Raw genomic sequence first — 20,701 nt, 5'->3', positions numbered from 1 at the left:
AGAGGTAGGAACCTTTTTGTTTAATCAAATTTTAATTTCTTTAATGCTTCTGCGAACGGGTTGTTTAATGGTTCTTCTTCTTTATTCTGTTGTTTCATATATTTTTGAACGTCGCGCTTATCAGCCTTGCTTCCAGATTCTTTTTTACGTCTCTCCTGGAATGTCGATAATTTCTCGCGATAGCCACATTTACATGCGAAAATTTGGCCAGCGCCTTCACCACGTAATTCTAACTTCTTCTTACATTGTGGGCAACGAGCGTTTGTTGTACGAGATACATTTTTACGATGACCACATTCACGGTCTTGGCAAACGAGCATTTTTCCTTTTTTGCCGTTTACCTCCAGCATTGGTTTACCACAGTCTGGACAAGACTTCGTTGAAATGTTGTCATGTTTATATTTTTTATCACTCGATTTAATTTCAGAAACAATTTCTTTCGTATAGTTCTTCATTTCTGAAATGAATACTTCTTTTTTCAGTTTACCCTTCGCAATTGCTTCGAGCTTTTGTTCCCAATCACCAGTTAGCGTAGGTGATTTTAACTCTTCTGGCACTAAATCGAGTAACTGACGACCTTTTGAAGTAATGTGAATATCTTTACCACGTTTTTCAAGTAAGAATGAATTGAATAGCTTGTCGATAATATCAGCTCGTGTCGCTACAGTACCTAATCCACCAGTTGATTTTAACGTATCAGCAAGTTGTTTATTTTGCGTATCCATATATTTTGTAGGATTCTCCATTGCTGAAAGTAAAGTCGCCTCGTTAAAACGTGCAGGTGCTTTTGTTTGACCTGATGTTTGCATAATTAACTTCACAGTTAATGTATCGCCTTTTTCAATGTGAGGTAGAAGTTGCTCTTTTACGTCATCGGTTACATCATCATCTTCAAAGCGATTTTCATATACTTCCTTCCAGCCGGCATGTAGAATAGTTTTTCCGCGTGCGATGAACGTTTCATTACCAACTTTTGTGCGTAGCGTTAGTTGTTCGTATTCGAATGCTGGGAATAAAACGGCTAAGAAACGTTTTACAACTAAATCATAAATTTTACGTTCTTTATCTGTGAAGGCCGAGAAGTTAACGTATCCTTCTGTTGGAATAATTGCGTGATGATCACTTACTTTACTATCATCAACAAATGACTTATTAGACTTGATAGGCTTTTGTAATACTTTATGTGCTAAAGGACGGTACTCTCCAACGCCACATGCTTTTAGACGTTCTGGGAGTGTTCCAACGATATCAGATGAAATATAGCGTGAATCTGTACGAGGGTACGTTAGCACTTTATGTTGCTCATACAATTTCTGCATAATGTTTAATGTTTCTTTCGCAGAATAACCGAACTTTTTATTTGCATCACGTTGCAATTCAGTTAGATCGTAAAGACCAGGAGAGAATGACTTCTTCTGTTTTTTATCAATTTCTACAACAGTAGCATTATGTTTATCTAAACCTTTTACAATACCATCGATTTTTTCTTTATTAAAACTGCGACTATTGCCGTTTGCATCTTGCCAAGTTAGTTTTAACTGATTCGTTGTTTGAGCTTCGATGCCGTAGTAAGTTTGAGCTTTGAAGTTCTTTATTTCATCTTCACGATTAGCGATCATAGCGACAGTAGGTGTTTGAACACGGCCGCAATTCAGCTGGGCATTAAAGCGAGTCGTTAAAGCTCGAGTCGCGTTAAGACCGATATACCAGTCAGCTTCTGAACGTGCAACTGCAGAAGCGTATAAATTGTCATATGCTTTACCTGGTTTTAAATTAGCGAAGCCATCTTTAATTGCTTTATCAGTAACGGATGAAATCCATAGACGTTTGATTGGTTTGTTAACTCGAACCTTATCAATAATCCAGCGAGCGACTAACTCTCCTTCACGTCCAGCATCTGTTGCTACAATAATTTCAGTTACATCTTTTCTAAGAAGCTGACTTTTTACAGCATTAAATTGTTTCCCTGTTTGTTTAATCACCGTTAATTTCAAACGCTCTGGTAGCATCGGTAAATCTTCTAAATTCCACTTTTTATATTTCACATCATAGCTTTCTGGATCTGCTAATGTAACGAGATGACCTAAAGCCCAAGTTACAATATATTTACTACCTTCAAGGTAGCCGTTTCCTTTTTTATCGCACTTCAGTACGCGAGCAATATCACGTGCAACGGAAGGCTTTTCAGCGATTACAACGCTTTTTGACATATTTAAAACATCCTTTCAAATTTCCATACGTTAACTATAGCATACATCTTCTTGAGATTCAGTTTCGCTCCAGATTTGAACGTTTTTTAGTGGGATAACATCTGTTTGAAAGTGAATGATGGCGACAGAACATAATATGCACCATGATGAGACTATGAGAAATAGATACTTATTTATTATACGTATTGTTTTATTAGTTGCTTCTATATTAAATAGAAAAGTAAAGAACTTGTTATTTTACTAGAATAAGAGTAGACTTTGAAGTAGAAGAATACTAAACACATGGGAGTTTGTGGATGCAAACTGAGAGTATGACTAATCCGTCATTGACCATTTGAACCTGTTGGATAATGCCAGCGTAGGGAGAGTGTAAAAGCACATGTTCAGGCACTTTGCGTACGCGCAAAGTGTCTTTTTGTGTATCTCCCATCACTATAGTTAGGGGATGAGAATGATGAATATAAAAGAAATTAGTAAAGTAGTGGATTTGGTGAGAGAATCTAATCCGCTCGTTCATAATATTACAAATGTCGTTGTAACAAATTTTACAGCTAACGGTTTGTTAGCGTTAGGGGCATCGCCTGTAATGGCGTATGCAAAAGAAGAAGTAGCAGAAATGGCTAGCATTGCTGGAGCGTTAGTATTAAATATGGGGACACTTCGCCCTGAAGAAGTAGAAGCAATGTTACTTGCAGGTAAATCAGCAAATGTGAACAATGTACCAGTACTGTTTGATCCAGTTGGTGCAGGAGCAACATCGTATCGAACAGAAGTTGCGAGACATATTCCAGCTGAAATCGAGTTAGCGATTATTCGCGGAAATGCAGCTGAAATAGCGAATGTTATTAATGAGAGATGGGAAATTAAAGGAGTAGACGCTGGTGCTGGAAATGGTAATGTCGTAAGTATTGCAAAGCAGGCAGCAGACGAATTGAATACAGTTGCGGTAATTACTGGAAAAGAAGATGTTGTTACAGATGGAGAGCGAACTATTCTTATTCAAAATGGTCACCCTATTTTAACGAAAGTTACAGGTACTGGTTGTTTACTAACTTCTGTAATAGGAGCATTTGTAGCGATAGAAAAGGATTATGTAAAGGCAGCGGTAGCCGCATTAACATTTTATGGTGTAGCTGCGGAACTAGCAGCTGCCAAGACAGTGGAAAAGGGACCGGGTAGTTTCCAAATTGAATTTTTAAATCAGTTAGCGAATACCACTTCAGGTGATATTGAGAAGTATGGGAAGATTGAGATTATATAGTAAGGAGGGGAACTAGATGTCGCGGATTACAAAGGCTGAAATGTCTAGGTTATTATCAGTATATTTTATTATGGGAAGTAACAATTGTACGAAGGAGCCACTACGAGTATTGAGAGATGCACTTGAAGGCGGTATAACAATTTTTCAATTTCGTGAAAAGGGGGAAGGCGCTTTAACGGGAGAGAAACGCATTTGTTTCGCAAAAGAACTACAAGCAATTTGTAAGGAGTACGGTGTACCATTCATCGTAAATGATGATGTGGAACTAGCTCTCGAGTTAGATGCAGATGGCGTGCATGTTGGACAAGATGATGAAGGAATTACTTCTGTTCGTGAAAAAATGGGGGATAAAATTGTTGGTGTATCTACACATACAATTGAAGAAGCACGTTGGGCAATTGAAAACGGAGCTGATTATTTAGGTGTTGGCCCTATTTTCCCAACGAGTACGAAAAAAGATACGAAAGCTGTGCAAGGAACGAAATGTTTAGCTCATTTTAGAGAGCAAGGAATTACAATACCGATCGTCGGAATTGGTGGTATTACAATTGAAAATACAGCTTCAGTTATAGAAGCAGGTGCGGACGGTGTTTCCGTTATTTCCGCGATTAGTTTAGCAGAATCTGCGTATGAAAGTACGAAGAAGCTAGTAGAGGAAGTAAGTAACAGTTTGTAGAAGAAGGCTATGTAGTATTAAAAGGCTACATAGCTTTTTATTTTTTTCTGATATTGATATTTAGAAAAAGGGAGATGATTGTTTGAAACGTAAACAGTTTGTAGAGTTGCAAAATGAATTATTTCGTTTATTCGAACAAGGAGACTTTGATGTTATTTATAGATACATAGATAAAGCGAAAAGAGAGTTCCCTGAAAGGATGGATAAAACTAGCTTTTGGGAAGCGTGTGTACTTTCGATAGAAGGGAAGTATGAAGAAGCAATTGTTAGTTTAAATGAAGCTTTAGAAAAGGGAATTTGGTGGAATCCACATACACTTATGCAGGATGAAGATTTAAAGGAATTACGAGAGAATGAAGCTTTTAAAATGATAGTGAAAAAGTGTGAAGAAATCTTTAAGAAACAGCAGCTAACAGCCGACCCGAAATTATTTACTTATGGAAATGAAGAGGCGAAGACAGGACTATTTTCTTTACATTGGAGAGGATCAAACATAAATGATTTTGCACCGTATTGGTATGGAGAAGAAATATTACGTGAGTATATGTTAGGTTTTTCTCAATCCTCACAAGTACATGGAATGAATTCTTATAGCTGGGATAATCATGATATAGCTATAAAAGATATTATGAAAAGTTTTAATGATTTTATGGGTAAATATGACTTGGAAGACACCATCCTTGCGGGAGCTTCTCAAGGGGGGAATATAGCGATAGAGTTAGCGTTAAAGAATATGTTAGAGACTCAAAAATTTATTGCAGCTATACCCGCTATTCGAGATGTTGAGGCAATTGAAAGTATAGTCGTATCAAATGATATAACGAATGTAGAAGGATATATTGTTACGGGAGATAAAGATCCGTTTTACGAAAACACGCTTCAATTAATGTCGATGTTCGAGAAATATAATGTGAACTGTAAATTAATTGTGAGAGAAGGTTTGGGTCATCTTTTCCCAGCGGACTTCACACAAATATTAAAGAACATAATGGCAGAATGGACAGTTAAAAATATTTAAACAAACGTTTGATTAAAAAAGCACAAACCCTTTAAAATTGTAGGTTTGTGCTTTTTCTTTAAAACATAATTGATATTAAAAGCATTCCAATTCCGATAGAAGTGAATGTTGCGATTAGGCCTGGAATCATAAAGCTATGATTTAAAACATATTTACCAATGCCTGTTGTACCAGTGCGATCAAAGTTAATGGCAGCAACGATTGTTCCATAGTTTGGAATGAAAAAATATCCATTTACTGCAGGGAACATTGCGATTAGTAGTGCTGGTGGAATACCGAGTGATAATCCAAGGGGCATTAAAGCACGTACTGTTGCTGCTTGGCTATATAGTAAAATAGAGAGAATGAATAATGCGATGGCAAATAGCCATGGTGCACTTGTTACTAGGTGCTGAATTGATCCTTGAATCATATTTAAGTTTCCGTTAAAGAAAGTATCTCCCATCCAAGCGATACCGAAAATAGCAACAACTGCTGTTGCCCCCGCTTTAAAGACGTTACCAGACACGATGCTTTCTACATTTGGTTTGCAGAAAATAATAATAAGAGCTGCGATAGTTAACATAACCATTTCAATTGTGTTTGGCATGGAAAGACGAATTAACTTCCCGTCAACCATCCATCCTGGACGAAGTGCTTCAAATGAACCGAGAAGTACGACAAGGAAAGTTCCTACTAAGAAAAGGATAACGGATAGTTTAGCGCCTTTTAAACCAACAAATTCTTTCTTCTCTTCAATTTTAGGAATCATTCCTTCTTTTAAACGTTTCAAGTATTCAGGGTCTTCATTTAATTCTTTCCCCATTTTGCTAGCAACAAATGCAGCTACCATACAAGCGATGAAGGTAGAAGGAATACTTACTTTTAAAATATCTAATAAGGTGATTTTATAGTCAACTAGCATTGCTAAAAGTGCAACTGTTGCAGCTGATATAGGGCTAGCTGTAATTGCTTGTTGGGAAGCGATTACGGCAATTGACATTGGTCGTTCCGGTCTAATCCCAGATTCGCGAGAGACTTCTGCGATAACAGGAAGTACAGAATAAGCAACGTGACCAGTTCCTGCGCACAGTGTAAATAAATAAGTAACAATTGGAGCAAAGAATGTAATACGCTTTGGATTTTTTCGCAATGCTTTCTCAGCTAGATGAACAAGGTAGTCCATTCCTCCAGCGGCTTGCAGTGCACCGGCAGCTGTAATTACTGCTAAAATCATAAGCATTACATCAATAGGAGGAGCTGTAGGTTGTAAGTGGAAGACGAAAACAAGTATTGCCATGCCAACGCCACCCATTACTCCTAGACCAACGCCGCCTAGGCGTGCGCCAATAAAAATGCAGAGTAGTAACGTAAGAAATTGTAGCCAAAACATGATAAACTACCTCCGAAATTCATTAGTTAAGATATATTTGAATAATTTAATTTGAAAGAAAATTAAAACAAATACTCAAAATAATCCTTGTGTTATATACATTTTTTATTATATAACACAAGAAATGTAACATTCACGAACTTTGTTAAATTATTTCGAAAAAATAATGCATTGAGACTTTACATTTGCATCTCTAAATAGGTAGACATTTTAATTTTTATGTTGTAATCTTTGATAGAGAATAATTTAATTCTCATAGAACTCCCATATCGTTCAACTCGTTCAGCGAGAAAGGCAAACTGATGGAAACATTAGGACGCAAAACTACAGGAGCTAAGGCCGAAAGGTTATGCTAGCCAGTTACCGGACGGATAGGGTTGGTCTTGACCAATGCTCTTTTCATTGGTCTTTTTTTTGTTTATAAACAAATGAGAACCGTTATCGTTTATTAATAAGGTTTATATTTTAATAGCGTTACTTTATAGTAAGTTAATTAAGAAAGGTGATGTTAATGAGAAAATATTGGCATAAGCTATCATTTCTTCAAAAAAATGTATTGTTAACTGTGTTAGTTATTTTGACGCTTGTCGGTACTATGGGAGCGTTAAGTTTTAACATGTTTCAAAATAGTATGATGTCTATGTTTGAAAGGCATTCTTTTGAAACAGGAGATACGGTATTACATAAATTAGACGCGGAAATATTGAGAGATGTTGCAAAAGACCCAACGGCAGAAAGAGAAAAGAGAGAGAAGTTAACAGAGAAATTAGATGAATCAACGGAAGAATTGAACAGTGTTGGACAAACCTATATTGTTGGAGCGAAAAAAAATGAAAAAGGTGAGCTACAAATCATTGATTTATCTACAGGTTTAGCAAATGTTGTTGAAGTAAGGCCGGGAGAATATTATAAACAACCAGACCTTTGGATGAAAGCATATGATAAAGTAATGAGCACAAAAAAAGCAAACATGACAGAAGTATATGAAGACGCATTAGGAACATGGGTAACGATATTAGAGCCAATTAAAGATGGAGAAGGTAACATTGTGGCACTTGTTGCAGCTGATGTAGATGCTTCTATTGTTCCTAGTACAAAAGAAAAGTTCATTATACAAGGTTTAATGTTTATTTGTATTTCTGTTTTAATTGCAACTTTTATTCAATTCTTAATTGTGCGTAACGCACTTGCTCCATTGCGAGATTTACGTGAAGGATTGCGCAGAGTCGGTGAAGGTGATTTAAGTATTAAATTAGAGGAAAGACCAGATGATATTGGTATTATTAATGCGTATTTTAATAATACCATTGAGAAGTTTAAAGGAATTATAGATAAAGTGAAGCAGACAGCAGAACAGGTTTCCTCATCTTCGCAAGAATTGTCAGTGAGTACGAAAGAGAATAGCATGGCAGTCCAAGGAATTGTAAGTTCTATAGTTGAGTTAAGGGCTGGCGTTCAATCACAAGAAACTTCAGTACCAAAGTATTTAAGTATTGTATATAAAATGGAAGATAAGATGGAAGAGATAACTAATATTGCAAAACAAATGGCGAAAGAGTCTGAAGGTATGAAGCATCATTCAGTAAAAGGAAATGGTGTTATTGAACAGACCATTAATCAAATGAACATAATACAAAATGCAGTACAAGATTTATCTTCTATCATTCATTCTTTGGAAACAAGATCAAAAGAAATTAGTGATATTGTAAATGTAATTACAGGTATTTCAAATCAAACGAATTCGCTAGCTTTAAATGCTTCTATTGAAGCTTCACGTGCTGAGGCAACCGGAAAGGGATTTGCCGTTGTTGATGAAGTGCGTAAATTAGCAGAGCAGACGGAAGCATCAGCAAAAGATATAGCGAAATTAATAGGGGAAACACAAGTTGAAACGGAAGAAGCTGTTGTTTCAATACAAAAAGCTTCAAAAGAAGTAGAATCCGGAATTAAACTTTTTCAAAGTAGTGGTGCTTTCTTTGAAAAAATTTCAAAATCAGCACAATCTGTTACAAGTCAAGTTAGAGTTGTTTCTAGTAATTCAAGTGATATATTGCAAAGTAGCCAAAATATTGTTCGTGTTGTAAATGAACTATCACTTATTGCAAATAAGTATGCAAATAGTAGTAATAATATTGAAGAAAGTATGAAAGAACAGGAAATGTCTGTACAAGATATTGCTGAATTAGCTAGTTCTTTAAGCTGGCTTTCACAGGAGTTACAAGAGTTAATAGGGGAATTCAAAAGTTAAATGAAATGATTATACGTGCTTTTGTTTGTTCAATAAAATAAATCATGCTACAATGAAAACGAATTAAGGACCGGGGAGCCAATTGGCTGAGAGGATGTAAACAAACATCGACCCTCAACCTGATCTGGATAATGCCAGCGTAGGGAGTTACTTAAAGTGATGTAGCATATGTTATTCTATAATAACTTGCATACAAGGCTTTCCTACGCAGTAGGAAAGCCTTTTCTTGTTTTAATATTTCATTTTATAAGGGGGATTTTACTATGTCACAACAAGTTACAATTTCATTTTCAGTAGTACCACAAGCGAAGAACAAAGATGTGTATTCTGTTGTTGATAAAGCAATTGAAGTTGTACAACAATCGGGAGTTCGTTATGAAGTAGGGGCAATGGAAACAACGCTGGAAGGAGAATTAGATGTACTTCTTGATATCATTAAACGTGCGCAACAAGCTTGTGTGGATGCTGGAGCAGAAGAAGTGATTACTTCTATTAAAATCCATTATCGTCCAAGCACTGGTGTAACGATAGATGAAAAGGTTTGGAAGTACCGTGATGAATATGCAAAACCAGAAGCAATCTAAAATAATTACAACAATTTGGCTTATCCTTCTCATAGCGATATGGGAAGGATCTGTTTCATTATTTAAAATTGAACCGTGGATTTTACCGAAGCCTTCTGCCATTGTTCAAGAATTAATTGGAATGAAAGATTTACTATTACCGAATACGATGCAAACGTTACAAGAGGTTCTAATCGGACTGTTTTTTGCGATTTTAATTGGGACAAGTATTGCAATTATTATGGATGTTATCCCTTTATTTCGTATTTTAATAAATCCGTTGCTTGTTATTTCGCAAACGATTCCAATCGTTGTACTTGCACCGTTATTTATTATTTGGTTTGGATATGGAATGCTACCGAAAGTAATGGTAGTAATACTCGTTTGTTTCTTCCCGATTGCGCTCAGCATTTTAGAAGGTTTTCAAACGGTAGATAAAAATATGTTGAAGTTGTTGCAAACGATGAAGGCAACGAAATGGCAAGTTTACCAGAAAGTAAAGTTTCCAGCAGTGCTGCCATACTTTTTCTCAGGTTTAAAAATTGCAGTTACATATAGCGTAATGGGAGCAATTATTGGGGAATGGCTCGGTGCAAGCGAAGGATTAGGAGTTATGCTTACAAGAGCTACAAAATCCTTTCTAACAGCCCGAGTATTTGGTGTGGCGGCAATTATTGTTATGGTGACATTATGTCTGTATTTTATCGTGGAGTTTATGGCAAGAATAACAGCACCATGGATATATAGAAAGGACGGCAGAAAATGAAAAAAGGTTTAAAAGTTATGTTGGCTGCCTTATTAGCAGTAGGTGTAGCTGGATGTAATCCGGCGAAGAAAGAAGAAAGTGCAAGTAAAGATCAAAAAGTAAAAGTAGTATTAGATTGGTTTCCGAATACGAATCATACTGGCCTATATGTAGCGCAAGCGAAAGATTATTATAAAAAGCAAGGATTAGATGTAGAAATTATTCAGCCAGGTGATAATGTGACAGCGGAGCAAATGATAGCTTCCGGAAAAGCTGACTTCGCAATAAGCGCACAAGAAAATGTAACGTTGGCTCGTGTGGAAGGTATTCCTGTTGTATCTATAGGAGCAATCATTCAACATAACACTTCAGCTTTTGCATCACTTAAAAAAGATAATATGACGTCACCAAAAGATTTTGAAGGTAAACGTTACGGCGGCTGGGGAGGACCAGCAGAAGAAGCAACGTTGAAGACAATCATGGAGAAGCATCAAGCTGATTTTAATAAAGTTGAAAAAATCATCTTAGGACAAACAGATTTCTTTAAATCAATCGGTCGTGATGCAGACTTTGAATGGATATATTACGGATGGGATGGAATTGAAGCGAAGCGCCAAGGAAAAGAGTTAAATACGATTATGGTGAAAGACTTAGACCCAGCGCTTGATTTCTATAGTCCTGTTATTATTACGAGTGAAAAACATACGAAGCAAGATAAAGACTTTGTGAAAAAGTTTATGAGTGCAACGACAGAAGGTTATAATTTTGCAATTAAAGAACCGAAAGAAGCTGCTGATATTTTAATTAAAGCAGTTCCAGATGTGAATAAAGAATTAGTACAAGAAAGTCAAAAATGGTTAAGTACGAAGTATCAAGATGATGCAAAAGTGTGGGGAGTACAGAAGGAAGAAGTTTGGACGAATTACATGAATTTCTTATATGATAACAAAGTTATTAAGAAGAAAATTGATGTGAAAGATGCCTTTACAAATGAGTTCCTTCCAAGTGAAAAATGAGTGGATTACAAATAAAAGAGATCGTAAAAGCTTTTGATGGAAAGAATGTATTGGCAAATATTAGTGCTTCTATACGAGAGGGAGAGTTCGTTTCCTTTGTAGGACCGAGTGGTTGCGGGAAAAGCACATTATTAAATATGATTGCAAATGTTGAAAATCCAACAAGTGGGAATGTAACGTATAAGGATAGGCACGTACAAGAGCAAGATGTTGTAAGTTATATGCCGCAGCAGGATTTATTACTACCGTGGCGATCAGCTTTGCAAAATATAGTTCTTCCGTTGGAAATCGAAGGGAAACCGAAAAAACAAAGGCTAACAGAAGGAATGGAAGCATTAAAGCAATTTGAACTAGATGAATATGCAGACCATTATCCAGATGAATTGTCTGGTGGTATGCGTCAAAGGATTAGTTTTCTGCGCACATATTTATGTGAAAAGCCAATTATGCTACTTGATGAGCCTTTTGGAAAATTAGATGCCTTTACAAAAATGGAAGTACATAGTTGGCTTTTAAACTCTTGGCACCAAGAGAAGCAAACAATTGTTATGGTTACACATGACTTAGATGAGGCAATCTTACTGTCGGATCGCGTATTTATTTTATCTCAAAGACCAGCATCAATAGTTGGAGAGGTGCAAGTGAAATTACCTAGACCAAGAACGATGGATATGTTAACATCACTTGAGTTAAAAAAGGATAAGGAAGAAATTCTGAGAGTATTAGCTCCGTATATGAAAAAATAGAAAAAGCCTTTTAACAGTTTTTGGTATAATCGCTGTTAAGAGGCTTTTTTATATAGGGGGAGAAAGATGAAATCTATAGAGCAAATAGTTGATTCGTTAACAGCTGATAATCTTGAAGAAGGAAAGTCCTTATTAAAAAATCATATTTTATTGATGAAGTATGGTATGGAACATCATGAATTAAAAGAAGAAGAAATGACAGAAGTTTTAAAGTGGGTGCAAGGCCGGAATCAATTAAGAGAAGATGTTCCAGAATTACGCGATTTACATTTAGTTAAAAAATTTCAAGTGTTATTAGATGAATTTATTCATTCTATAATTTCAAATGGTTATGTGGAAGATGCGGTAGAAGTTTTAGAGAGTGTATTAAAAAGTATGGGAGCAGTCGCTCATATTGTAAAAATTATGTTTGTTGGCAAAAGAAAAGTTAATAGAAATTCTTTAGAAATGGTAGAAGAGTTAAAACGAGAGTGCTACAACTTAATGGAACAGCGTGCTGCTGTCGGGTTGCATGCTCAAATCTTTCACGTTTTAGGTTTCGTTCATTCGATCCAGTTTGATTTAGAAGAAAGGTCGCAGGAACATGGACGAACTGTAATAGGCCTTTTAACGGATTTTAAGACGAAGGAATTGAAATCTGTACAACAATTTCAAAACGAAGAACATATTCCAGAAGTGAAAAATATGGTTAGTAAAGAGTATGGGGTAGAACTACAAAGAAGAATTTATATGTGGAAATCGTTAACGCTCATCTTTACAAGTCCATATGCATTAGAAAAGATGTATAAAGAAATTTACGCAGAAAATGGAAAAGCGGAGAAGGAACAAAAGAAAAAATAGAGAATAGAATATAACAGAGTAGTTTATACTCTTAATATAACAAATGTTAAAGGAGTGAAAGGATACAATGACTTTATCAACTGTTCTTCAAATGGTTTTAGCTTGATGCGGGAGAAGTCTGCCCATTTTTAACGATTAAGCTAAATTGAAGACAGCAGGTAAAGAACCTTAATCCTTTTTTACGATAATATGTAATGGGTAAGGTGTATTCACCTTACCCATTTTTTATATATACAATTAAATAAGGCTTTATACTGTTGCTCTCTCTATTTAGCTTATGAACCATAAGTAGAGGAGAGAAAAAAATGAGTATATTAACAGTAGAAAATTTAAGTCATTCGTATGGTGAGAAAACCATTTTATATAATGCGTGTTTTCGACTATTAAAGGGCGAGCATGTTGGGTTAGTTGGGAAAAATGGAATTGGAAAATCAACCTTGTTAAGGATTTTAACAGGAGAACTTATACATGATGACGGAAACATTGAATGGTTTCCACATGTGAAGATAGGCTTTTTACAGCAACATATGGATTTACAAGAGGGGATAACAATTGAAGGATACTTACAAAGTGCATTTTCTAATTTGTATGCGATTGAATGTGAAATGTTAAAAATTACAGAAGAGATGGCTGGAGCAGGAGAAGTAGAAAAGTTGTTAGTAAAGTATGGAGAATTACAAACTATATTGGAAAGCTCTAATTTCTATCAAATTCATACAGAAATTGAAGAAGTAGCAATCGGTTTAGGTTTATTTGAAATAGGGTTGAAAAAGGATGTTTCAAAGTTAAGTGGAGGACAGCGAACAAAGTTATTACTTGGGAAGCTCCTTTTAGAAAAAGCTGATGTTTTATTGCTAGATGAGCCAACAAACTATTTAGATACAGCCCATATAGAATGGTTGCAATCGTATTTAAGACTGTATGAAAAAGCTTATGTGATCATTTCACATGACGAAGTATTTTTGAACAGTATTACGAATGTTATTTATCATCTAGAAGAACGGAAAGTGAAGCGGTACGTAGGAAATTATGAAAAATTTGTGCAAAGTTATCAATTGCAAAGGAAACAATTACAATCGGCGCATGCGAAACAGCAAAAAGAAATTGCTCAGTTAGAAACATTTATTCAAAAAAATAAAATTCGAAAAGCGAAACAGGCCAAAAGTCGAGAGAAAGTATTGGAGAAAATGCAAAGGGTTGAAAAGGTTAATCATGTACCTCGATCCCGTTTTGATTTCAATGTTTATGAGGAGCCAGTTAGTCGCATATTACAGGCTGAAAAACTAAGGATAGGATATAGTTCTCCGTTATGTCCAGAATTGAATTTGCAAGTGAAAAAAGGAGAAAAGATAGCGATTGTTGGTCATAATGGAATTGGAAAAACGACAATGTTAAAAACGTTATTAGGTCAAATAAAGCCGTTAAGCGGTTCAATTTCTGTTGGAGAACGAGTAAATCCTGCTTATTTTGCGCAGGAAGAATTTGCTTCAGAAACAACACCATTAGAAAAAGTTTGGGCAGAACGACCAGATATGACAAAGAAAGAAGTACGCCAAGCATTAGCAAAGTGTGGATTGAAAGAAGAACATGTATTAAAACCTATTCGTTTATTAAGCGGCGGGGAACAAACGAAAGTACGTTTATGTGAACTTATCGTAACGAAAAGCAATGTTTTAATTTTAGATGAACCGACTAATCATTTGGATACAGAAACAAAGAAGTCTTTGCAGGAAGCGTTACAACAATATAAAGGAACAATTTTACTTGTCTCACATGAGCCTTCTTTCTATGAAGCATGGATAACAAAAGTATGGAATATAGAAGAATGGGATGCTGAACGATATGAATAAAGAAAAGGCATTAGCTTGTATAAGCTAATGCCTTTTCCCTGTGATTAACATGATTTTCGAGAACTCTTACATGAGAATTGTATGAAGAAGCACTCTTATGGTGCGCTTATAAGCGTGCTTTTTCTTATGTTATGTTTATATTTAGATGCCTTTCCCTAATAGGCGACTATCTTTCTTTGTATATATAGATAGTTTGAAATGGAATGAAAATAATTCCTATATGTAAAGGATAATGTGATTAGTATAGGAAGACAATAGAACTTAAAGGAAATTCATGTAAAATTCAGATGAACTTCACATGAACTTCATATTAGAAACTAAATATAATTATAATAGGTTATTGTAATAACAATTTGTGATTTTTCATAAAATTAAAAGTTTGAATTTAGGATAGAGCACTCAAACCTAAATTCAAACTTTAGTGAAATAATTAATGGAGGTTACGCTTAGTTTTCGCTAATGGATGCATTTAGAAGTTCGGCGGGAGTGCCTGTTCCTGCCCCTCCGATTGTAACGGATCCACCAGGAGGAATTTCACCATTCCATCCTGCATTCGTAATTACGTAATGATTATTTATTTTACTACTAATTTTAGAATCCCAAACTTGTGTTAAATTGCCGTTATAATCAAATTCTAATTTCCAGTTTTTAATAGGGGTCGTTCCACTATTTTTAATTACAATCGAGAAGTTGTAACCACTTCCCCAATTTGAAGTGACTGAAAAGGTAGCATTACCATTTCCACCAGGAGGTGTTGTATCAGTATCATCTGTTTTTACAATAATAGAAGTAGGCTGTGATTTATTCCCGGCAGCATCTTTTGCTATTATTGAAAATGTGTATTCGGTATTAGATTTTAAGTTTTTGATTGTAATGCTATTTGTTGTTGTACTCCATTTCTCTTCTCCGGCAGTAATTTCATATTCCGTAACTCCTACGTTATCAGTAGATGCAGTCCAGTTTAATTGAACGGAGTTTGAATTTTTATTTGTAATAGCAATATTTTTTACGTTTGTTGGGGGCTCAGTATCTTTTTGAGTAATAGGTCCACCAAGTAATTCTTTTACTAACGTATCAAGTAATTTTGGTCCACTGCAACTATATTTTGGACTTGTACGGCAATCCCCGCTTAGTTCCCAAAACATTGCGCCACTTAGACCCTTTGTCTTTATATAGTCTGTTTTATATTTCATAGATTCGTTGTCATCATAGCTAATAAACGTGCCTGTAGTCGCATTATATAAATAAGGTACTTTCGCTACATCGTTCCAGTGGCGAACAAAACCATTTTTATTAACATAATTAGCTGCTAAATCACCATAATCGTACACACCTGTGTCACCGGTAGAATAATCATCCCAAGTACCTTTAGAAGCGAGCTTTCCGTCACTACCTGGTTTACAAGGTTGGTATTGCCCATTATTTTCTTTTCCGCAACTTTTCCATCCACGTCCGTAAAAAGGTACACCTAATACGAGTTTATCCGCTGGAACCCCTTCATTTGTATAAATGTCTATCGCACCATCTACATAAAATTTTGTATCCGCTGCTGGGTCATTTGGATCTTTGTATAGTGCTGCATTATGGTTAGAAGTAGCTTCCCATCCACCGTGGAAATCATATGTCATAATATTAATCCAATCAAGTATTTGAGAGATCTTCTTTAGCTCTGTATGATCCGCATAACGTTGGCTTGCACCTGATGCGATTGTTAGTAAATATTGTTTCCCATCTTCTGCAGTAGCTTTCGTTAATGCATTTCGAACATCTTGAAGGAGTAGGGTGAAGTTTTGCTTATCTTCAGGACGATAACTACCACCAGGAATCGTTTCAACGCCCGGATATTCCCAATCTAAATCAACGCCGTCAAATCCATATTCACGAAGAAAAGCTACTGTAGATTCAGCGAATACTTTTCTTGTTTTTTCATCAGCTGCCATATCAGAAAAGCGGTTAGACCAAGTCCAGCCACCAACTGAAATTATTGTTTTTAAGTGAGGATACTTAGCTTTTAATCGTTTCAGTTCTCCGAAATTTCCACAACGGGCATATTTATCACAATCTTCCCAAGTTGTACCTGATCCCGGATAAGATTTTGTGACATCAGCCCAAGGTTCACCGAGTACGAGAGTGCCATTAGGAACCTCTTTATTTTGCAGTGGTACTCCAGACTCTTTACAGTTCCACGTTTGTTTATTTGGATTATCGGGGTGAGTAGAAGGGTTTCCATGTTTTCCATTCCAGCAAATATCAGCGAAAGCATAGTTTAAATGAGTTAGCTTTGATGCATCAATGTCTGCAACTTGATAATTACGTCCGTAAATGCCCCATGAAGGAAAATACCCAACAATTTTTTGACCTTGCTTTGGTGAATCTGCTAATGCAACATTTGGAGTAATAAAGTTTGTGAGAAAAAGAGGTAAGAAGAGTAGTAGGGATAGTAATAGCAGTGTGAATTTTTTGGAGCTCATAGTCATTTCTCCTTTCAAAATAAAAGATATATTTAAAGGCATGCGCCAGTAAACCAAAGTGAATCTAGACGTATGAAACGTCTAGATAAAAATGATCAGACATCACGAAGTCTATACAAGGGAGCTGGGGGTGATTAAATCGTAGCAAATGTAAGATTTAGTGTAAACGCTTTATTTGATTCGCAAAGATTTTCTCAATATGAAATGGCTCTAATACAGACTACACATGAAAATAAAATATTGATTAGGGAGGAAAAGGCTCCTTGTAATTAAATTTGAGAAAAAATTGTATAAAGTCAATTTATAATAGCGTAGCAAGATGAGAAAATATCATGTAAAATAATAGTAAAAATATGTAAAGGAGCGAATGGTGTGGATGTCTTTTTGAACATTGCTGAAGAAAAAATTCGACAAGCAATACGGAATGGAGACCTTGATCATATTCCGGGAAAAGGAAAACCACTACAATTAGAAGACCTTTCAATGGTACCTCCAGAACTTAGAATGAGTTATAAAATCTTAAAAAATGCGGGTATGATTCCACCAGAAATGGAACTACAAAAAGATATATTAAAAATAGAAGATTTAATTGCTTGCTGTTATGATGAAGCAGAGCGAAAAAAATTACAAGAAGAGTTAACAGTAAAAACGCTTCGTTTTCAGCAAGTAATGGAAAAGAGAAAGATTAAAGAGAGTTCAGCTTTTCGTATGTATCAGGATAAAGTGAAACTTTAATCAGTGGGGAGGTTCATCCTCCACTGATTATTAGTTGAACCAATCGGGCATTTACGGGCAGTTGACCGCTCACCTAACTTCTTTGTCTCAGCTGGATTTTGAGGTGAGAGTCTTACTGCCCCGTTATGCGGGGTAAAGTATTTCGTAAATTACGCTAAGAGGGATAAGATGAATACATTTAAAACGATAGAAGCGTTAGCGACATATATTGAAGAACAACAATTAGTACTTCTGTTTATTAAAACAGAAAATTGTGGTGTTTGTGATGTTATGTTAAGAAAAGTAAATTGCGTATTAGAGAATTATGATTACGTAGAGAAAGTAGAAATATTACTACAAGACATGCAAGAGATCGCGGGGCGATATGCAGTATTTACAGGGCCAACAGTTTTATTATTTTATAATGGAAAAGAGATCCTTCGTGAATCGCGCTTTATTTCACTTGAAAATTTAGAGAGAACCATTCAATTATTCGAAGATTAAGGGAGGCTTTTATATGGAATTTATTATTGTCATACTATTATTTGTTGTAGTTGGAACGATCGTAACGGCAGTTCGATCAAACAAAAAGAAGGTAAATCTTACGAAACAAAATAACATTCATAATTCATCTAACAACTCATCACCATTATTTTTCTTTGCTGGATCTGATAATGATAGCTCGCACGATGGAGGTTCACATGATTGTGGAGGATCTTTCGGCGGAGATAGTGGAGGCAGCAGCGGTGGTGGCGGTGATTAATGAGAATACGCCCTATAGGGGGCGTATTTCTTTTTAAACAAACGTTTGATTAAATATTTTTAATATACTAAGGGGAATGGAAATGAAAAGGGAACCGAAAGTGAAAAATAAGGGGAAAGTAGCGTTATTTTTATTAGCTGCGGGAGGCGTAGTTCTTGTTAAATTAGGATTTAAAATTGGAATAATACATATGATTCGAACGTGGTTTGAGAGTACGTTTTCTTAAATAAGGAATATAGCCTCTTGTAATAGAGGTTTTTAATTTGTTATTATTAGACTGAACGGTCGGTTTAAAAGAGGTGTGAATATGAGAAGAAGTGCAGAAGAGATAAAGAAAGAAATTGCATATAAAGCAGAAATTCTGTTTTCACAGAAGGGCTATGCAGCTACATCTATGGAAGAGATTTGTGAAATTACAGAGCGAAGTAAAGGAAGCATTTATTATCACTTTAAAAGTAAAGAAGAATTATTTTTATTTGTAGTAAAACAGCATACGTATGATTGGCTTGAAAAATGGAATGAAAAAGAGAAGTTGTATAGTACGAATACTGAAAAACTATATGGTCTCGCGGAATATCATGTCGAGGACATACAGCAACCCATTTCAAATGCAATAGAGGAATTCTCTATGAGCCAAGTTGTAAGTAAAGAGATTTTGGATGAACTATTGGCTTTAACTAGAGAATCATATGTTATGTTTGAGAAACTAATTGAAGCAGGCATACAGTCTGGAGAGTTTCGTGAAGATAATACGCGCGACCTTATGTATATTGTGAATGGATTATTATCAGGGCTTGGAGTACTTTACTACGAGTTAGATTATAAAGAGCTGCAACGTATTTATAAAAAGGCAATAGATGTATTGTTAAAAGGAATGGCATCTGAATAATAAGTCAGTTGCTTTTCTTACAAAACAAATTAGACCGAACGGTCGGTTTATGGAAGGGGAATGAAAATGAACGCTTTATTTAAAAACCGAGCATTTATGCTCGTTATGGCATCTGATATTTTACAACAATTTGCAATTTGGATCAGAAATATGGCTCTTTTGTATTTCATAATGGAGCGAACGAATAATGATCCAGTTTCAGTTTCTTTGTTATCGGTTATGGAATATGCACCTATTTTTATTTTCTCGTTTATCGGTGGGGCGCTAGCTGATCGCTGGAATCCGAAAAAAACGATGGTTTCTGGAGATGTATTAAGTGTACTGTCTATTGTAGGAATTGTCTTGTTGTTAAAGCTGGATTATTGGCAGGCTATATTTTTTGCAACACTCATTTCCGCGATCGTAGGCCAATTTTCTCAGCCATCATCTTCGCGTATATTTAAGCGCTACGTAAAAGAAGAACAGGTAGCAAATGCGATTGCATTTAACCAAACATTACAGTCATTATTTATGATTTTTGGACCAGTGGTAGGATCGCTTGTGTACACACAACTTGGCCTATTTACGTCACTATATAGCTTAATCATTTTATTTTTGTTATCTGCTATTGCTCTTTCGTTTTTACCAAAATGGGTGGAACAAGAGCAAGTGGCGAGAGGTTCATTAAAAAATGATATAAAAGAAGGATGGAAATACGTTCTTCATACGAAAAATTTACGTATGATTACGATTACTTTCACCGTTATGGGCGTAGCTGTTGGACTAACGAATCCATTAGAGGTATTTCTTGTAATAGAGCGCCTTGGAATGGAAAAGGAAGCAGTTCAATATTTAGCCGCAGCTGATGGAATCGGTATGTTAATCGGTGGTATTGTTGCTGCAGTTTTCGCTTCAAAAGTGAACCCGAAAAAGATGTTTGTATTCGGTATGAGCATATTAGCAATGTCATTTTTAGTAGAAGGGCTATCTACATCATTTTGGATTACTAGTTTCATGAGGTTTGGAACAGGTATTTGTTTAGCCTGTGTTAATATCGTTGTCGGTACGCTTATGATTCAACTTGTCCCAGAAAGTATGATTGGAAGAGTAAATGGAACAATTTTACCACTGTTTATGGGGGCAATGTTAATCGGAACTTCACTAGCTGGAGGATTGAAGGAGATGACCTCACTAGTTACTGTATTTTGTATAGCAATGTCACTTATTTTATTTGCAATAGGGCCAGTTCTACGCATGCAAATAAATAAAGAAGATGTCGCTAATAAAGAGGAACTAACAAATTCGTTAGCTTCGAAATAATCATTGTAAGGGAGCTGGAT

The 20,701-nt window shown here is 35.7% G+C and carries 19 protein-coding genes and 3 riboswitches; of the genes, 16 read left to right on the top strand and 3 right to left on the bottom strand.

Features of this window, described 5'->3' with window-relative positions; translation table 11 throughout:
* Positions 1 to 20: 20 nt before the first annotated feature.
* Positions 21 to 2,210, bottom strand: a complete 2,190-nt coding sequence (topB, locus tag QEP67_RS25800) for a DNA topoisomerase III (RefSeq protein ID WP_016089486.1) — start codon at positions 2,208 to 2,210, stop codon at positions 21 to 23.
* Positions 2,211 to 2,482: 272 nt separating this feature from the next.
* A riboswitch (TPP riboswitch) is annotated at positions 2,483 to 2,592 on the top strand.
* 72 nt (positions 2,593 to 2,664) lie between these two features.
* Here topB and thiM point away from each other — a divergent pair.
* From thiM to QEP67_RS25785, 3 genes are all read left to right on the top strand, one after another.
* Positions 2,665 to 3,471: a hydroxyethylthiazole kinase gene (gene thiM, locus QEP67_RS25795; RefSeq protein ID WP_033659616.1), complete on the top strand. Its 807-nt coding sequence runs from the start codon at positions 2,665 to 2,667 to the stop codon at positions 3,469 to 3,471.
* Positions 3,472 to 3,487: 16 nt separating this feature from the next.
* Positions 3,488 to 4,147, top strand: coding sequence for a thiamine phosphate synthase (gene thiE, locus QEP67_RS25790; RefSeq protein WP_016089484.1), 660 nt, complete (start codon positions 3,488 to 3,490; stop codon positions 4,145 to 4,147).
* Positions 4,148 to 4,229: 82 nt separating this feature from the next.
* Complete coding sequence (locus QEP67_RS25785; protein WP_016089483.1) at positions 4,230 to 5,165, top strand: hypothetical protein; 936 nt, start codon at positions 4,230 to 4,232, stop codon at positions 5,163 to 5,165.
* A 58-nt stretch (positions 5,166 to 5,223) separates the two neighbouring features.
* Here the strand turns inward: QEP67_RS25785 and QEP67_RS25780 are convergent, their stop codons facing one another.
* Positions 5,224 to 6,537 carry an anaerobic C4-dicarboxylate transporter gene (locus QEP67_RS25780; protein ID WP_000498721.1) on the bottom strand — a complete coding sequence of 438 codons (1,314 nt, stop codon included), beginning with the start codon at positions 6,535 to 6,537 and terminating at the stop codon, positions 5,224 to 5,226.
* A gap of 283 nt (positions 6,538 to 6,820) precedes the next feature.
* Positions 6,821 to 6,905: riboswitch (cyclic di-GMP riboswitch) on the top strand.
* 143 nt (positions 6,906 to 7,048) lie between these two features.
* On the opposite strand from QEP67_RS25780, the gene QEP67_RS25775 reads away from it, so the two are divergent.
* The 7 genes from QEP67_RS25775 (at position 7,049) to QEP67_RS25745 (ending at position 14,545) form a co-directional block, all read left to right on the top strand.
* Complete coding sequence (locus QEP67_RS25775) at positions 7,049 to 8,785, top strand: methyl-accepting chemotaxis protein (protein ID WP_001234177.1); 1,737 nt, start codon at positions 7,049 to 7,051, stop codon at positions 8,783 to 8,785.
* A 61-nt stretch (positions 8,786 to 8,846) separates the two neighbouring features.
* Positions 8,847 to 8,948, top strand: a riboswitch (TPP riboswitch).
* Between the two features lie 100 nt (positions 8,949 to 9,048).
* Positions 9,049 to 9,369 (top strand): MTH1187 family thiamine-binding protein, encoded by a 321-nt coding sequence (locus QEP67_RS25770; protein ID WP_000082897.1) that lies wholly within the window; start codon positions 9,049 to 9,051, stop codon positions 9,367 to 9,369.
* Entirely contained in the window at positions 9,341 to 10,114 is a 774-nt protein-coding gene (locus QEP67_RS25765; protein WP_001057159.1) for an ABC transporter permease, read from the top strand. Before QEP67_RS25770 ends, QEP67_RS25765 begins: the two co-directional genes overlap by 29 nt.
* Complete coding sequence (locus tag QEP67_RS25760) at positions 10,111 to 11,109, top strand: ABC transporter substrate-binding protein (protein ID WP_000715550.1); 999 nt, start codon at positions 10,111 to 10,113, stop codon at positions 11,107 to 11,109. Before QEP67_RS25765 ends, QEP67_RS25760 begins: the two co-directional genes overlap by 4 nt.
* Complete coding sequence (locus QEP67_RS25755; RefSeq protein WP_000016074.1) at positions 11,106 to 11,855, top strand: ABC transporter ATP-binding protein; 750 nt, start codon at positions 11,106 to 11,108, stop codon at positions 11,853 to 11,855. The genes QEP67_RS25760 and QEP67_RS25755 overlap by 4 nt, the downstream gene beginning before the upstream one ends.
* Before the next feature lie 66 nt (positions 11,856 to 11,921).
* Entirely contained in the window at positions 11,922 to 12,695 is a 774-nt protein-coding gene (locus QEP67_RS25750; RefSeq protein ID WP_000835395.1) for a hypothetical protein, read from the top strand.
* Positions 12,696 to 13,000: 305 nt separating this feature from the next.
* Entirely contained in the window at positions 13,001 to 14,545 is a 1,545-nt protein-coding gene (locus tag QEP67_RS25745; RefSeq protein ID WP_048567172.1) for an ABC-F family ATP-binding cassette domain-containing protein, read from the top strand.
* Positions 14,546 to 14,991: 446 nt separating this feature from the next.
* Here QEP67_RS25745 and QEP67_RS25740 read toward each other — a convergent pair whose 3' ends face one another.
* Complete coding sequence (locus tag QEP67_RS25740) at positions 14,992 to 17,016, bottom strand: glycosyl hydrolase family 18 protein (protein WP_000095624.1); 2,025 nt, start codon at positions 17,014 to 17,016, stop codon at positions 14,992 to 14,994.
* 372 nt (positions 17,017 to 17,388) lie between these two features.
* Between QEP67_RS25740 and QEP67_RS25735 the strand changes: the two genes are divergently transcribed.
* The 6 genes from QEP67_RS25735 (at position 17,389) to QEP67_RS25710 (ending at position 20,681) form a co-directional block, all read left to right on the top strand.
* Positions 17,389 to 17,751, top strand: coding sequence for a DUF1992 domain-containing protein (locus QEP67_RS25735; protein ID WP_000382353.1), 363 nt, complete (start codon positions 17,389 to 17,391; stop codon positions 17,749 to 17,751).
* A gap of 168 nt (positions 17,752 to 17,919) precedes the next feature.
* Positions 17,920 to 18,234, top strand: coding sequence for a thioredoxin family protein (locus tag QEP67_RS25730; RefSeq protein WP_001091335.1), 315 nt, complete (start codon positions 17,920 to 17,922; stop codon positions 18,232 to 18,234).
* A gap of 13 nt (positions 18,235 to 18,247) precedes the next feature.
* The gene (locus QEP67_RS25725) at positions 18,248 to 18,493 is read left to right on the top strand and encodes a hypothetical protein (RefSeq protein ID WP_353706472.1); all 246 of its coding nucleotides are present in this window, start codon (positions 18,248 to 18,250) and stop codon (positions 18,491 to 18,493) included.
* 82 nt (positions 18,494 to 18,575) lie between these two features.
* Positions 18,576 to 18,719 carry a hypothetical protein gene (locus tag QEP67_RS25720; protein WP_048560117.1) on the top strand — a complete coding sequence of 48 codons (144 nt, stop codon included), beginning with the start codon at positions 18,576 to 18,578 and terminating at the stop codon, positions 18,717 to 18,719.
* An 81-nt stretch (positions 18,720 to 18,800) separates the two neighbouring features.
* The gene (locus QEP67_RS25715) at positions 18,801 to 19,382 is read left to right on the top strand and encodes a TetR/AcrR family transcriptional regulator (protein ID WP_353706471.1); all 582 of its coding nucleotides are present in this window, start codon (positions 18,801 to 18,803) and stop codon (positions 19,380 to 19,382) included.
* A gap of 66 nt (positions 19,383 to 19,448) precedes the next feature.
* Positions 19,449 to 20,681 (top strand): MFS transporter, encoded by a 1,233-nt coding sequence (locus QEP67_RS25710; protein WP_353706470.1) that lies wholly within the window; start codon positions 19,449 to 19,451, stop codon positions 20,679 to 20,681.
* Positions 20,682 to 20,701: the final 20 nt, after the last annotated feature.

Origin of the sequence: Bacillus cereus group sp. MS39 (assembly GCF_040448665.1) — a bacterium.
In the GTDB taxonomy this organism is placed as follows: Bacteria; Bacillota; Bacilli; order Bacillales; family Bacillaceae_G; genus Bacillus_A; species Bacillus_A wiedmannii.
Note: the sequence above shows the minus strand (reverse complement) of the source record. Positions and strands in the feature narration are given on the sequence as shown.

Coding starts and splice junctions, on each gene's coding strand:
- topB (WP_016089486.1), bottom strand. CDS start 2,210: ATGTCAAAAAGCGTTGTAATCGCTGAAAAGCCTTCCGTTGCACGTGAT.
- thiM (WP_033659616.1), top strand. CDS start 2,665: ATGAATATAAAAGAAATTAGTAAAGTAGTGGATTTGGTGAGAGAATCT.
- thiE (WP_016089484.1), top strand. CDS start 3,488: ATGTCGCGGATTACAAAGGCTGAAATGTCTAGGTTATTATCAGTATAT.
- QEP67_RS25780 (WP_000498721.1), bottom strand. CDS start 6,537: ATGTTTTGGCTACAATTTCTTACGTTACTACTCTGCATTTTTATTGGC.
- QEP67_RS25775 (WP_001234177.1), top strand. CDS start 7,049: ATGAGAAAATATTGGCATAAGCTATCATTTCTTCAAAAAAATGTATTG.
- QEP67_RS25770 (WP_000082897.1), top strand. CDS start 9,049: ATGTCACAACAAGTTACAATTTCATTTTCAGTAGTACCACAAGCGAAG.
- QEP67_RS25765 (WP_001057159.1), top strand. CDS start 9,341: ATGAATATGCAAAACCAGAAGCAATCTAAAATAATTACAACAATTTGG.
- QEP67_RS25760 (WP_000715550.1), top strand. CDS start 10,111: ATGAAAAAAGGTTTAAAAGTTATGTTGGCTGCCTTATTAGCAGTAGGT.
- QEP67_RS25755 (WP_000016074.1), top strand. CDS start 11,106: ATGAGTGGATTACAAATAAAAGAGATCGTAAAAGCTTTTGATGGAAAG.
- QEP67_RS25750 (WP_000835395.1), top strand. CDS start 11,922: ATGAAATCTATAGAGCAAATAGTTGATTCGTTAACAGCTGATAATCTT.
- QEP67_RS25745 (WP_048567172.1), top strand. CDS start 13,001: ATGAGTATATTAACAGTAGAAAATTTAAGTCATTCGTATGGTGAGAAA.
- QEP67_RS25740 (WP_000095624.1), bottom strand. CDS start 17,016: ATGAGCTCCAAAAAATTCACACTGCTATTACTATCCCTACTACTCTTC.
- QEP67_RS25730 (WP_001091335.1), top strand. CDS start 17,920: ATGAATACATTTAAAACGATAGAAGCGTTAGCGACATATATTGAAGAA.
- QEP67_RS25725 (WP_353706472.1), top strand. CDS start 18,248: ATGGAATTTATTATTGTCATACTATTATTTGTTGTAGTTGGAACGATC.
- QEP67_RS25720 (WP_048560117.1), top strand. CDS start 18,576: ATGAAAAGGGAACCGAAAGTGAAAAATAAGGGGAAAGTAGCGTTATTT.
- QEP67_RS25715 (WP_353706471.1), top strand. CDS start 18,801: ATGAGAAGAAGTGCAGAAGAGATAAAGAAAGAAATTGCATATAAAGCA.
- QEP67_RS25710 (WP_353706470.1), top strand. CDS start 19,449: ATGAACGCTTTATTTAAAAACCGAGCATTTATGCTCGTTATGGCATCT.